General features: G+C 56.4%; 15 protein-coding genes. 1 reads left to right on the forward strand and 14 read right to left on the reverse strand.

Annotation, left to right across the window (positions count from 1 at the left end; genetic code table 11):
- Window positions 1-72 precede the first annotated feature (72 nt).
- The 12 genes from gstA to blr all read right to left on the reverse strand — a co-directional run bounded on the left by gstA (window position 73) and on the right by blr (window position 10,261).
- Window positions 73-678 carry a glutathione transferase GstA gene (gstA, locus tag SOM40_RS09835; RefSeq protein ID WP_106993712.1) on the reverse strand — a complete coding sequence of 202 codons (606 nt, stop codon included), beginning with the start codon at window positions 676-678 and terminating at the stop codon, window positions 73-75.
- Between the two features lie 108 nt (window positions 679-786).
- Window positions 787-2,292, reverse strand: a complete 1,506-nt coding sequence (gene dtpA, locus SOM40_RS09840; protein ID WP_106993713.1) for a dipeptide/tripeptide permease DtpA — start codon at window positions 2,290-2,292, stop codon at window positions 787-789.
- A 615-nt stretch (window positions 2,293-2,907) separates the two neighbouring features.
- On the reverse strand, window positions 2,908-3,543 hold the full coding sequence (nth, locus tag SOM40_RS09845; RefSeq protein ID WP_320456974.1) for an endonuclease III: 636 nt from the start codon (window positions 3,541-3,543) through the stop codon (window positions 2,908-2,910).
- Window positions 3,540-4,226, reverse strand: a complete 687-nt coding sequence (locus tag SOM40_RS09850; protein WP_106993715.1) for an electron transport complex subunit E — start codon at window positions 4,224-4,226, stop codon at window positions 3,540-3,542. Before SOM40_RS09850 ends, nth begins: the two co-directional genes overlap by 4 nt.
- Window positions 4,227-4,228: 2 nt before the next feature.
- A complete protein-coding gene (gene rsxG, locus SOM40_RS09855) occupies window positions 4,229-4,849 on the reverse strand; it encodes an electron transport complex subunit RsxG (protein WP_166182298.1) in 621 nt (206 codons plus the stop codon).
- A gap of 10 nt (window positions 4,850-4,859) precedes the next feature.
- Window positions 4,860-5,912 (reverse strand): electron transport complex subunit RsxD, encoded by a 1,053-nt coding sequence (gene rsxD / locus SOM40_RS09860; RefSeq protein ID WP_320456973.1) that lies wholly within the window; start codon window positions 5,910-5,912, stop codon window positions 4,860-4,862.
- Complete coding sequence (gene rsxC, locus SOM40_RS09865) at window positions 5,913-7,934, reverse strand: electron transport complex subunit RsxC (RefSeq protein WP_320456972.1); 2,022 nt, start codon at window positions 7,932-7,934, stop codon at window positions 5,913-5,915.
- Entirely contained in the window at window positions 7,927-8,505 is a 579-nt protein-coding gene (rsxB, locus tag SOM40_RS09870) for an electron transport complex subunit RsxB (RefSeq protein WP_106993719.1), read from the reverse strand. The genes rsxC and rsxB overlap by 8 nt, the downstream gene beginning before the upstream one ends.
- Window positions 8,505-9,086: an electron transport complex subunit RsxA gene (gene rsxA, locus SOM40_RS09875; protein WP_106993720.1), complete on the reverse strand. Its 582-nt coding sequence runs from the start codon at window positions 9,084-9,086 to the stop codon at window positions 8,505-8,507. The genes rsxB and rsxA overlap by 1 nt, the downstream gene beginning before the upstream one ends.
- Window positions 9,087-9,162: 76 nt before the next feature.
- Complete coding sequence (locus tag SOM40_RS09880; RefSeq protein ID WP_106993721.1) at window positions 9,163-9,603, reverse strand: DUF2569 domain-containing protein; 441 nt, start codon at window positions 9,601-9,603, stop codon at window positions 9,163-9,165.
- Between the two features lie 83 nt (window positions 9,604-9,686).
- Window positions 9,687-9,902 (reverse strand): transcription modulator YdgT, encoded by a 216-nt coding sequence (ydgT, locus tag SOM40_RS09885; RefSeq protein ID WP_032617854.1) that lies wholly within the window; start codon window positions 9,900-9,902, stop codon window positions 9,687-9,689.
- Window positions 9,903-10,102: 200 nt separating this feature from the next.
- A complete protein-coding gene (blr, locus tag SOM40_RS09890; RefSeq protein ID WP_181247264.1) occupies window positions 10,103-10,261 on the reverse strand; it encodes a division septum protein Blr in 159 nt (52 codons plus the stop codon).
- Window positions 10,262-10,506: 245 nt separating this feature from the next.
- Between blr and SOM40_RS09895 the strand changes: the two genes are divergently transcribed.
- Entirely contained in the window at window positions 10,507-11,547 is a 1,041-nt protein-coding gene (locus tag SOM40_RS09895) for an oxidoreductase (RefSeq protein ID WP_106993723.1), read from the forward strand.
- Between the two features lie 33 nt (window positions 11,548-11,580).
- Here the strand turns inward: SOM40_RS09895 and add are convergent, their stop codons facing one another.
- Both add and SOM40_RS09905 read right to left on the reverse strand, forming a co-directional pair.
- Window positions 11,581-12,582, reverse strand: coding sequence for an adenosine deaminase (gene add / locus SOM40_RS09900; RefSeq protein ID WP_106993724.1), 1,002 nt, complete (start codon window positions 12,580-12,582; stop codon window positions 11,581-11,583).
- Window positions 12,583-12,695: 113 nt separating this feature from the next.
- Window positions 12,696-13,925: a site-specific integrase gene (locus SOM40_RS09905; RefSeq protein ID WP_320456971.1), complete on the reverse strand. Its 1,230-nt coding sequence runs from the start codon at window positions 13,923-13,925 to the stop codon at window positions 12,696-12,698.
- Window position 13,926: the final 1 nt, after the last annotated feature.

Below are 13,926 nucleotides of genomic sequence, written 5' to 3' on the forward strand. Positions count from 1 at the left end.
CCGGCGGCGCTGCGCTTGCACGGGCCTGGAAAACCGTAGGCCGGGTAAGCGTCAGCGCCACCCGGCAAAAACTTACTTCAACCCTTCCGCTTCCAGCGCTGCCGCCACGGCAGGACGCTCCGCCATACGCTGCATGTACGCATCGATATGGCTCAACCCTTCCATATTCAGCTTCACGGCTTTTGCCCAGCGCAGAACGGTAAACAGATAGGCATCGGCAATGGTAAAGCGTTGACCGCAAATCCACTGCTCGTCTTTCAGGGACTCGTTCACATACTGCAGCTTTTTCTCCAGCAGGGCGCGAACGGTCGGCTTGTACTCTTCCGGCGTATCCGGGCGGAACAGCGGGGTGAAGCCTTTGTGCAGCTCGGTGGCGATGTAGTTCATCCACTCAAGCGTCTTGTAACGCGCGATGCTGCCGGTCGGGGCCAGCAGCTGGCGATCTGCCACGCCATCCGCCAGGTATTGCATGATCGCCACCCCTTCGGTCAGCAGGGTGCCGTCTTCCAGCAGCAGGGCCGGGACCTGGCCTTTAGGATTCACCGCGAAAAAATCATCGCCGTTTTCCAGACGCTTCTTCATCAGATCCACCCCGTTGAGGGTGAAGTCTTTACCGCTCTCGCGCAGCGTAATATGGGAGGCAAGAGAGCAGGCGCCTGGTTTATAGAACAGTTTCATCGGTCACTCCTGTTTACGTAGGTTTACTCTATGGTAGTGCGGCACAGAATAAAAAAAAAGCCGCTAACGCACAGTTAGCGGCTTCAATTCAGTCGTTTCCCGATGACATTACGCGGTCGCGGTTTTCGCTTTGGCGTCGATGTCGTCGTCCTGAGTCATGCGATTCAGTTTCGGTGCGATCAGCATCATCAGCACGGCGATAACCGCGGTGGCGATACCAATCTGCAGGAATACGTCGCCGTAAACATGCAGAGACTGCAGCGGATCGGTCACGTCGGACGGCACGGCCATCAGGTTCGCGATCTTACCGGCGATGATGGCGGCACCGGCAGTGGTCAGGAACCAGCTACCCATGATGAAGCCCATCAGACGCTGCGGAACCAGCTGCGCAACCATTGCCAGACCCAGACCGGAGATCATCAGTTCACCGATGGACTGCAGAGCGTAGCTCAGGATCAGCCAGTTGACGGAGACGATACCGGCGTCGCTGGCGAATTCCGCACCCAGCGGCAGCACCAGGAAGGCGCCAGAGCACAGCACCATACCCACCGCGAACTTGTGCGGCATTGGCAGACGGTCGCCCATCTTGTTGTAGATAGCGGCCAGAATCGGGCTACCAATCATGATCCAGAACGGATTCAGGGCCTGGAACTGCTCCGGTTCGAACGCGATACCGAGGATAGAGTGCTCAACGTTACGGATGGCGAAGAAGTTCAGCGAGGTTGGCATCTGGCTGTACAGGACGAAGAAGACAATTGCCTGAACCATCAGGATGAAGGCAACAATCATTTTACGACGCGCTGCGCCATGCATAGCGAAAGCTTCTTTCGCGAAGATGCAGACGATGCCCAGCGCAACCACGCCCAGCACCGCACGGGCGATACCCTGGTTGTGCAGCAGCCAGGTGGCAACGGCAACCAGAATGACAACCCCGACGATGGTCGCCAGCAGTTTGCCCATCTGTACCGGCGCGAAGTCAGGTTTGGAACCGTAGTCTTTCACCCAGCCGCGGCAGAACAGGAAGTTCACCACGGTGATCAGCATCCCGACGAAGCTCAGGGCAAACGCCACGCTCCAGCCGAATTTTGCTGCCAGCCACGGGGTCGCCAGCATAGAGAAGAAGGAACCGATGTTGATGGCCATGTAGTACATGGTGAATGCACCATCAAGACGTGGGTCATCTTTGTTGTAGCAGGTCGAGAGCAGGGACGATGGGTTCGCCTTGAACAGGCCGTTACCGACCGCGATGGTCGCCATACCCATATACACCACGCCGGCATCATGACCAGACCAGGCAACCAGACCGTAACCGATCGCCAGAACGATGGCGCCCAGCAGAATAACACGTTTGGTCCCCAGCACTTTATCGCCCAGCCAGCCGCCGATTGCGACCAGACCGTACACCAGAGCACTGAAAGAAGAGAACAGCGTGATGGAATCAGCTTCGGACATACCCAGTTGTTTAACCAGGTAAACCGCCATGATCCCTTGCAGACCGTAGTAACCAAAACGTTCCCACAGTTCAATGGAGAAAATGAGATAGAACGATTTCGGTTGTTTGAAAGCGTTAAGACTTACGCTTTCCTCAGCTGGTTTATTGTTTGCAGTAGACACATATACCTCTTTTTTTACATCCCATATTAACGGGGGTGTTCATAGCGTGATGACCGTAGTCCATCCGCTTTATAGTTATAGTGGGAGGGGAAACGGCGGGTAATGTTCACTATCCTGACCCGTCTGGCAAGGCATTTGTAATACTCTGTTACATATAACTCCAGCGCTATAATGCGCCAGAAACCTAAATGTTATTTAGCGTTAAATTTCACCGTTGCGTTGAAAGTGGTTTTTTTCACTATCTGTTAGCCGAAAAAGTGCGCAGGTGGCGATATGTTCTGCTGTAAAAGGTGTTATGCAGTGATATGGGCTAAGTTCTGAAATATATCCGGTCATATCTTCGGGTTATCAGGGTTGATTTCTCAATGCAATAAGGCTTTATCGGCATTTGCGATACATAAAATTAACACCGTGTGAACAGGGTGATCTCGATCACATTTATATAGAAAATTTCGCTGACGAAAAAACAATTAACCTGTTTGATTGTTATATAGCCGAACAATCCGCAAGGAAGGGAGTGTGGCTCAGGGGGAATGCCTGTAAAAGGTGTTATCAGCAGGAAGTCATACTTTGCGTAAGGAATATAGCGCATAAAAAAACCGTCGTAAGACGGTTTCAGAGGTCAGTTTTCTCTTTATATTCACAGAGATCTTCAATGATACAGGAGCCGCAGCGCGGTTTACGGGCGATACAGGTGTAGCGCCCGTGGAGGATTAGCCAGTGATGGCAGTCGACCTTAAACTCCGCCGGAACCACCTTCAGCAGCTTCTCTTCCACCAGTTCGACATTCTTGCCGGGGGCGAAGTTGGTGCGGTTACAGACGCGGAAGATATGGGTATCCACGGCGATGGTCGGCCAGCCGAAGGCGGTATTCAGCACCACGTTGGCGGTTTTACGCCCGACGCCGGGCAGGGCTTCCAGCGCAGCACGATCTTCCGGCACCTCGCCACCGTGCAGCTCCAGCAGCATGCGGCAGGTCTTGATCACGTTCTCGGCTTTGCTGTTAAACAGGCCGATGGTCTTGATATAGGACTTCACACCCTCTACGCCCAGCTCCAGCATCGCCTGCGGGGTGTTGGCGACGGGATAGAGCTTCGCAGTGGCTTTATTCACGCTCACGTCGGTGGCCTGCGCAGAGAGCAGGACCGCTATCAACAGCTCAAACGGCGAGGTAAAGCTCAGCTCGGTGGTCGGGTGCGGGTTGTTATCCCGCAGGCGCTGCAAAATGGTTAAACGCTTCTCTTTGTTCATGAGGCCTTCTCAGGGATCCCTTCCTCTACGCTGCGTGCAGCAGCGCGGCGCTTACGTTTCTCATCTATCAGGTATTTTACCGCCAGCATCATGCCGAGGCCAATAAACGCGCCCGGCGGCAGCATCGCCAGCAGGAATGGGGTATCGGTGTGGAACACCTCAATGCGCAGCGATTTCGCCCAGCCGCCCAGCAGCGCGTCTGCGCCGTCGAACAGGGTGCCGTTGCCGAGGATTTCACGCATCGAGCCCAGCACGAACATTGCCCCGGTTGCCCCCATGCCGATGGAGAAACCATCGAGGGCCGAAATCAGCGGATCGTTCTTCACCGCAAAGGCTTCGGCGCGACCCACCACGATGCAGTTGGTCACGATCAGCGGGATAAAGATCCCCAGCGACTGATAAAGGCCAAAGGCGTAGGCGTTAATCAACATCTGCACGACGCTCACCACCGAAGCGATGATCATCACGTAGATCGGAATACGAATTTCTGACGGCGTCCAGCGACGCAGGGCGGAGATCGACAGGTTGGTCAGGGTCAGTACCAGCGTAGTGGCCAGACCCAGACCCAGCGCGTTGGTGGCGGTCGACGTGACTGCCAGCAGGGGACACATCCCCAGCAGCTGCACCAGGGCGGAGTTGTTCTTCCACAGCCCCTGAACGATAACCTCTTTAACCTGGCTCATGATCACTCCTCACAGGCGGGCAGATTGTTAAGTTGCGACGGCAGCGTTTGGGCATAGACGCCCGCACGTTTAACGGCATTCACCACCGCGCGCGGGGTGATGGTCGCCCCGGTAAACTGATCGATTTCACCGCCGTCTTTCTTCACCGCAAACGCCGGGTCGTTACTGCCGTGAATGGTTTTACCGGCAAAATGCAAAATCCAGTCGCTAAGACGGGTTTCGATTTTGTCCCCAAGCCCTGGCGTCTCGTGATGCTCAGTGACGCGGGTCCCCAGCACGGTGCCAGAGAAGTCGGTACCCACCAGCAGCTGGATGGCGCCGGAATAGCCGTCCGGGGCGGTCGTTTCCATCACCGCGCCCACCGGGGCATCCCCTTTCCGGGCGATAAAGATACGGTGGGTCCCTTTGCCTAACGGCGCAGCCTCGACAAGATAACAGCTTTTTTGCAGGTCGTTATCGTAGAGCTCCGCCGGGATCACCTGATCGAACAGCGCCTTTTGCTGAAGGGCCGCCTGCTCGTCGATGGTGGATTTGGTTAAGCCGTTGACCAGGGCGGTCAGACCGGTCAGTACCGCGGCAAACAGCGCCAGCGTCACGCCGTGTTTTTGCATCGTTTTTAACATGGCGAGTCCCTTAGCGATGGCCGTACACGCGCGGACGCGTGTAGTAGTCGATTAACGGTACGGTGATGTTCGCCAGCAGCACGGCGAAGGCCACGCCATCCGGATAGCCACCAAAGCTGCGGATCAGCCATACCAGCAGACCGGCCAGCGCACCGAAAATCAGGCGACCCCGGTTGGTAGTCGAAGCCGTCACCGGATCGGTCAGAATAAAGAACGCCCCCAGCATAGTCGCGCCGGAAAGCAGATGAATTTGCGGCGACGCCAGCGATTCCGGCGAGAATGCCCAGCCCAGCCCGGAACAGATTGCGAGAGTAACCAGGAAGCTCACCGGAATATGCCAGCGGATCGTTTTCTGCCACAGCAGGAACAGCCCCCCGGCCAGATACGCCAGGTTAACCCACTGCCAGCCCGCACCGGCCAGCACGCCGCTGTAAATCGGGTAATGAAGGATCTGCGCCACGCTGTGACCGGCGTGCAGGGAGGTTTTAAAGGTATCGAGCGGGGTGGCCTGGCTGATACCGTCCACGCCCATGCGCAAGGTGTTCATATCCGCGCCGCTGGCGGTATGGCCGGAGAAGATTACCTGCAGGGCATCCATAAAGCCCGGCACCGTTGCGGCGATGTCGTGCGGCGGGAGCCAGCTGGTCATCTGCACCGGGAAGGAGATCAGCAGCACCACATAGCCAATCATCGCCGGGTTAAAGGGGTTATGCCCGAGACCGCCGTAGAGCTGTTTAGCGATGATCACCGCGAAGACGGTGCCGAGCACCACCATCCACCAGGGGGCGAACGGCGGAATACTGATCGCCAGCAGCAGGCCGGTGAGCAGGGCAGAGTTATCCGCCAGGATCTTGCTTACCGTCATCTTACGCAGTTTGAGGACCAGGGCTTCAGCCGCCAGCGCGCTCACACAGCCGAGAAGGATCTGCAGCAGCGTACCCCAGCCAAAGAACCAGACCTGCACGGCGATGCCCGGCAGCGCGGCCAGACAGACCAGCATCATAATGCGCGATGTCTGGCGCTGGTTGTGGGTATAAGGGGAGCTTGCGATTCTGAAAACCATTTAATCCTCGTTGACTGCCTTCTGTGCGGCTTTCTTCGCCTGAACGCGCGCGATAGCAGCAGCGACTGCCGCCTTGCGCGGATCGTCATTGGCCGCAGGTTCTTCTTCTTGTTGTGCCGCTTTACGTGCTTTCGCACGGGCAATGGCGGCTTCGACCGCGGCTTTACGCGGATCGACAGGTGTTGGTTCTGCCTTTGTCTCGTCCGTCTGCGCCGCTTTGCGGGCCTTCGCCCGGGCAATCGCCGCTTCGACGGCCGCTTTACGCGGGTCCACCGGGGTCGGTGCTAACTGAATCTCGTCCGGCTGGGCTGCTTTACGGGCCTTCGCCCGGGCGATAGCGGCCTCGACGGCGGCTTTACGCGGATCGGCTTCTGGCTGCGCGGCGGTAGTCTGGGCTTTCTCGGCCTGACGGGCGCGGGCCTCGGCTTTACGTGCTTCGCGGGCAGCTATGACCTCGCTGTTGTCCGGACGAACCCCGGCCGGGATCACCACATCCTGGGCGGCGGTGGCGTTCTTCTCCCGCACGCGGGCCAGGGCGGCAGCGATCGCGTCCTGATCTTTGGCCGCAGGCTGAACCGCGGCTTTCTTATGGCGCTCTTCGCGGGCGGCTTTTTCACGCTCCAGACGCTGCTGGCGGGCTTCAAAGCGCGCTTTGGCCTCGGCAGCGCGTTTCTCTTCCTGGGCGATGGCGTAAATTTCGGCCTTCTCGACGCGGAAGTACTGCACCAGCGGGATATTGCTTGGGCAGACCCAGGCGCAGGCGCCGCACTCAATACAGTCGGCCAGGTTATGGGCTTTCGCTTTGTCGTGGATCTGTCCTTTGCTGAACCAGTACAACTGCTGGGGCAGCAGATCCGCCGGACAGGCATCGGCGCAGGCGCTGCAGCGAATGCAGCCTTTCTCTTCCTGCTCTTCGCTCATCTCGCTGGCGGACGGAGCCAGCAGGCAGTTAGTGATTTTTACCACCGGAACGTCCAGCCACGGCAGGGTAAAGCCCATCAGCGGCCCGCCCATGATCACCATCTGTTCGGCGCTCGGGCAGAACCCGGCCTGGTCCAGCAGATGCCGAACCGGCGTGCCCAGGCGCGCCCAGACGTTGCCAGGGTGGCTGACGGCTTCCCCGGTCAGGGTGACGACGCGCTCGGTCAGCGGCTCGCCGTCAATAACGGCGCGTTTCACCGCATAGGCGGTGCCGACGTTCTGCATCAGCACGCCGATATCCGAGGAACGTCCGCCGTGCGGAACCTGCTTGCCGGTTAAAATCTGGGTCAACTGCTTGGCGCCGCCAGAGGGGTATTTGGTCGGGACCACCCGCAGGCTGATATCGTGGCTGCCCGCCAGCACCGCACGCAGCATGGAGATCGCCTGCGGCTTGTTGTCTTCAATGCCGATCAGCACTTCCTTCGGCTGCAGAACATGGGCGAGGATACGAATACCCTCGACGATCTGCGCGGCGCAGTCCTGCATCAGACGATCGTCGGCGGTGATGTACGGCTCACACTCGGCGGCGTTAATAATCAGGGTCTGGATCTTGTCGCCACCGCCCTGCAGCTTGTTGCCGGTCGGGAAGCCCGCGCCGCCCAGACCGGCGACACCAGACTGGTGGATGCGGGTAATCAGCTCTTCCCGGCTGCGGCTGCGGAAATCGCTCCAGCCGTCGCGTTCGATCCAGCGGTCTTCGCCATCGGCGTCAATCACCACGCACAGCTCGGAGAGGGCAGAAGGGTGGGCCACCGTGTGCGGAGCAATCGCCGCGACGGTGCCGGAGGTTGGGGCATGCACTGGCAGCATACGCCCGCAGCCAAAGGTCAGCGGCTGACCGCGTAATACCCGATCACCAACCTTAACGCACAGCTCGCCCTCAGCACCGATGTGCTGCTTGAGCGGGATAACAAAACGGTTAGCCAGTGGGATCTGGCGCAGCGGCGTGCCGCTGGACTGGGTTTTCATCTCCGGCGGATGAATACCACCGTCGAAATCCCAGATCTTCTCTTTTCTGAAGGCAGAAAATAACTTAAGCATGTTGTTCCACAGGAATATTGCGCACTGGAATGGTCTGAAGATCCCACTTCCAGCTGTCGGTCGTCGTCGCTACCGGGCGTAACTCAATGCACTGCGTCGGGCAGGGGGCAACGCAGAGGTTGCAGCCGGTACAGAGATCCTCAATCACGGTGTGCATGGCGCGCGTCGCGCCGACAATGGCATCCACCGGACAGGCCTGAATACATTTGGTACAGCCGATGCAGTTGGGTTCATCGATCACCGCCAGCATGCGAACCGGCTCCTGCGCGCTCTCATCGCCATCGACCGGTTGTGGGTCAACGTTCAGCAGCGCGGCAATTTTCAGCATTACCGCTTCGCCACCGGGCGCACAGCGGTTAATTTTCTCCCCGCCGTTGCCCACCGCCTCGGCGTACGGGCGACAGCCAGGAAAGCCGCACTGCCCGCACTGGCTTTGCGGCAGCAGCTCATCAATTTTTTCAACGATCGGATCGTCCTCAACCGCGAAGCGGCGTGAGGCGTAACCGAGTATGATGCCAAAAAGCAGCCCCAGTACGCTGATGGCTGCGATGGCGATCCAGATTGCATTCATTACAACTTCACCAGACCACTAAAGCCCATAAAGGCCAGAGACATAAGACCGGCGGTAACCAGCGCGATAGCATTACCGCGGAACGGTGCCGGGATATCGGCGGCAACCAGGCGTTCGCGGATCGCCGCAAACAGCACCATCACCAGCGAGAAACCGACCGCAGCCGAAAAGCCGTACAGCGCCGACTGCAGAAAATTGTGCCCAAGGTTAATGTTGAGCAGCGCCACGCCGAGCACCGCACAGTTGGTGGTGATCAGCGGCAGGAAGATGCCGAGCAGACGGTATAACGCCGGGCTGGTTTTACGCACCACCATTTCGGTGAACTGCACCACCACTGCGATAACCAGAATAAAGGCCAGCGTGCGCAGATAGATCAGGCCGAGAGGGATCAGGATCCAGGTGTCAATCAACCAGGCGCTGATCGAGGCAAGGGTCATCACGAAGGTGGTCGCCAGCCCCATCCCCATCGCTGTTTCCAGCTTTTTGGACACGCCCATAAACGGGCACAGGCCGAGGAACTTCACGAGGACGAAGTTGTTTACCAGCACCGTGCCGACAAAGAGCAGTAAGTAATCGGTCATTATTCAGCCTGAAATAAAAAAGCCGCCTATTATCGGACAAACCACCGCAGGCGACAACAGGTTAACTGTAAGGTTATTACGGGTTCACAAAGGTGTTCTTCACGCGTGCCGAACGCTTAAAGTAGGGCACAAACAGCGCGGTCACCAGCAGAGGGAAGAGTAACTGACGCACCGCCAGCGCATCGGAGACGGGCGAGAACGCAAAGGCTTTCACGGCCAGTAATACGGAAACCAGCAGCCAGATAATATAGTGTTTAGGCACGCTGCGACGGCGTTTGAAAAACGCAATGGTCAGCCAGAGCGTGTAGTACCACATCGCAATCGCGAAGGCGAAAGAAATAAACCACATGACAATATTAACGGTATTTTGCGCGCCCAGCGTTTTTAACGCATGTGGCGTAATTAATGCCGTGGAGTAAAGGACCAACGCCAGCGAGGCGCTTAATAATGCTACCAGCAGCCAGGCAAGCGGAGCCAGTAACCAGCCGCTAATTCTTTCTCCAGCCATTGTGGTCATGTTCTCTCCCAATTCAGTAACAGCGCAAACTGCAAATTTGCAGGGGCGAGAGTATATAACATTTCCGGGGAATGACTACCCTCTTAGAGCACGTAACGCCACACGGACTTAGGCACTTCGCCAATGTTGAACAAACGTCCGCCAGAGACCAGCTCAGCGCGGCGATGATCCGCGGCACGGTACATGCTGATAATCTCCTGGTTATCGCTCAGGCTGTAGTTCAGATGATCAAACAATTTTTCCAGACTTTCGAGGGAATTAATTTTGCGAAATTTTAATAAATAGTCCTGAACAGTCATATTAATAATTTTCCATATAAGAGGAGTGATACCAAAGGAGTAATTCGAGCGAATAATAAACGGTTCATAAAAGACGTAAACAGCTGCCAAAGCGCATCGGCAAAAATAAGAATTTTCTTTACTGGTGAAATCAGGCGTCGGTCGACGCCTGGCGATGAAGGTTAACGCTGTTCATGACGGCTGGCAATACGCAACTGACATCATATGTCACTATTTTTGAGTAGTGCATGCGGCTTAGCGTGAGTGACGCTGTTGACCGGCTCCGGCGGCTGATAGTTGTCAATATGGCTGGCGACTCCCAGCAATATCACTGACACCCCCAACACAATCCAACCGGCTAACTCAATAATTCGATTAATAATTGTCGTCATGATTCGTTATTTTGTTTTATCCATAAATACAGATTAAGAATTTTACAGTGCGCAATGCGGTCGGGCAAGCGCTTTGCAGCGATGTTTTGCGATTGTATTCAGCGAGTTATAATTGTTAATCAGAAATTACTGATTGCATGTGTCGCCGTAAGGCGCGAAACCCCGGATTAATCTATTGTGACCAGATAAGAGATAGTGTGAAATATAGGTGTAAAAAGATGAGAGGCGACTTCATGAGCGATAAAATACGTGTTGGATTAATAGGTTATGGTTATGCGAGTAAAACGTTTCATGCCCCGCTGATTGACGGCACCCCGGGGATGGAGCTGGCGGCAATTTCCAGCAGCGATGCAACAAAAGTGCATGCCGACTGGCCGACGGTTCCGGTGGTTTCCGAGCCGAAGCATCTGTTTAACGATCCTGATATCGATTTGATTGTTATCCCGACCCCGAATGACACTCACTTCCCGCTGGCGAAAGCGGCGCTGGAGGCGGGCAAACATGTGGTGGTGGATAAGCCTTTTACCGTGACACTGTCACAGGCCCGAGAGCTGGACGCGCTGGCAAAAAGCCTTGGCAAACTGCTTTCCGTCTTCCATAACCGCCGTTGGGACAGCGACTTCCTGACCGTGAAGGCGTTGATTGCCGACGGTTCCCTCGGGGAAGTGGCTTTCTTTGAATCTCACTTCGATCGCTTCCGTCCCCAGGTGCGTAACCGCTGGCGTGAGCAGGCGGGCCCGGGCAGCGGCATCTGGTACGATCTGGCCCCGCATCTGCTTGACCAGGCCGTTAACCTGTTCGGTCTGCCGGTGAGCCTCAACGTCGATCTGGCCCAGCTGCGCCCAGGCGCGCAGGCAACTGACTACTTCCACGCCGTGCTGAGCTATCCGCAGCGTCGCGTGGTGCTGCATGGCACCATGATGGCGGCGGCGGAATCGGCCCGCTATATCGTGCACGGCACCCGCGGCAGCTACGTGAAGTTTGGTCTCGACCCGCAGGAAGATCGTCTCAAGAACGGCGAGCGTCTGCCGCAGGAAGACTGGGGCTATGACATGCGTGACGGCGTGCTGACTCGCGTCGAAGGGGAAGAGCGTGTGGAAGAGACCTGGCTGACGCTGCCGGGCAACTATCCGGCCTATTATGCCGGGATCCGCGATGCGCTGAACGGCAACGGGGAAAACCCGGTCCCGGCAAGCCAGGCGATCCAGATTATGGAACTGATCGAGCTGGGGATAGAGTCCGCGAAGCATCGCGCGACCTTGTGCCTCGCGTAAAAACAGAGCCCGGCAACATTGCCGGGCTTTTTCTTATCCGCGTGCGACCTTATCGCGCAACGCCTGCTTCTCGGCAGGGGTCAGGAAGGCCATCTCCAGACCGTTGATCTGCGCCTGACGGATCTGCGCCTGGCTGAGCCCAGCCAGCGAGGCGGCAACCGTATACTCGTGAATAATATCCACCCCCTGAACCGCCGGATCGTCGGTGTTCAGCGAGGCCATCACCCCGTGCTCAAGGAAGGTTTTCAGGGGATGCTGCGCCAGCGTCGCCACGGTGCTGGTCTGAATGTTTGAGGTCAGACAGGATTCAATCCCGATGCGCTGTTCCGCCAGGAAGTCCATCAGGGCCGGGTCTTCGACCGCCTTCACCCCATGACCAATACGTTCGGCACCCAGCTCACGAATGGCCTGCCAGATGCTCTCCGGACCTGCCGCTTCACCGGCATGGACGGTAATATGCCAGCCTGCATCGCGGGCGCGGTTGAAGTGGGAGAGGAACAGACTGCCCGGGAAGCCCAGCTCGTCGCCCGCCAGATCCACGGCGGTGATCTGGTCCCGGTGGGCCAGCAGGGCTTCGAGCTCCTGCAGGCAGGCATCTTCCCCGAAGGTGCGGCTCATGATGCCAATCAGGCGCGCTTCCACATTGAAGGTTTTGCAGCCTTCGCGCACGCCGGCGATCACGGCTTCTACCACACCCGCGACCGGCAGCTGATGGGTCATCGCCATGTAGCCCGGGGAGAAACGCAGCTCGACGTAGTGCAGACCGTTGCGCGCGGCATCTTCAATATTCTCGAAGGCGACGCGACGGCAGGCATCCAGCGAGGCCAGCACTTTTACCCCCCAGTCGAGTTTGCTCAGGAAGCTGACCAGATCCGGCTCGTTCTCCGTGACCTGCACGTGCGGGATCAGTGTCTCAAGGCTTTGTGCGGGCAGGGTTAAATTATACTGACGACCGAGGTCAAGGATGGTCTGGGCGCGGATGTTGCCATCAAGGTGGCGATGAACGTCAGTTAGCGGGAGGGTGGTATCAATCATGGTCGCACTCTTTATTAGTAGAAGTGCGGGCCATTATACTACAGTTAATTAACCTATTAAAAATGCTGAGAAATTCAGATACCTGCAGAATGAAAGGGGCATATAGGGGGCAATCAGCCTAATTTGCTGTTTAAAAGCTCCACCTGATCCCGGTCTTTATCACACATCCATTTCGAGTAAACTTTATACACCATACTGGCGTCTGCGTGTCCCATCTGACTGGCGATGAAAGAGGGGATCGCTCCCGCAGACAACAACCAGCACGCGTAAGTATGGCGAGACTGATAAGGAACGCGGCTGCGTATCCTCGCTTTTTTCAAGCCCTGTTTCCAGCTGTAGCCCAAAGCGTTTTTTGAATAATACGGATTTGGAACGGCAAATTTAATCACCGGACGAAACACAAACCGTACATGCTGCCGTTCAGTACTTGCATAAGCACGATGGTGAAATGTGATTTCTGTGGTCTGGTCAGCGCCGGTCAGGTCAAACTGATCTCTTAGAGCTTCGAGGGCAGGCTCCAATAATGTAATCGTACGTTCTCCAGCAGCCGTTTTGGGCGGCCCGAACTGATCGTAGTTGTTCAGGTTCCGACTAACGTGAATTTTTCCACTGACCAGATCCACATCATCCCATCCAAGTGCGCAAAGCTCGCCATGACGAAGGCCGGCGTAAAATGCCACTTTCCATAAGTTAACGACTGAAGCCGGTAACACCAAAATGAATCGCTCGTATTCTTCCATCGTGAATGGATCTGGTGCTTTTCTTGGCCGCTTCAAAGACGGAATGTCTTCAAAAGGGCTGTTGGAAATAATCTTGCTACGTTTTGCAAATTTCAGCATGGCGCACAAGGTGCGTATTTGCTCATTTACCGTCGCTGGAGCGCGGCCCGTTTTATTCAGGTGTGGCACGGCCTCATTGCGCACATCCCCCAGCAACAACTCCTTCCGGTATCTCAGAATGTCGATCTGTTGAATATCAGTGATCAGAGTTTCGCTACCAACTACCCGCAGCAGTATCTTGATTATGGACTGCATGTTTCGCGCCGATGCGTAACTCATCTCCAGCTCTTTGGTTCCGCAGTATTCGTCACAGAGCTCCTGGAAGGTGTTGATCCTTAGCGTGGTAGAAAATTTTTTCGCCGTTTTAGACCCGGGGAACTGCAGGCCATAATCGAACACCCCCATCTGAATATCACTGGTGATCTTCGCCCTGAGTTGACCTGCCTTTTTGAGATTGGCGTTCGTTACCAGCCAGCCTTTAAGCGTTTCCCGGCAACGAACCCCTCTATAAATGAACCATATCCGAATCTTGCCATTGTGAATTTCAACACCCGTTGGCGCCACG

Source organism: Leclercia sp. CFBP8987 (assembly GCF_034044995.2).
In the GTDB taxonomy this organism is placed as follows: domain Bacteria; phylum Pseudomonadota; class Gammaproteobacteria; order Enterobacterales; family Enterobacteriaceae; genus Enterobacter; species Enterobacter tamurae.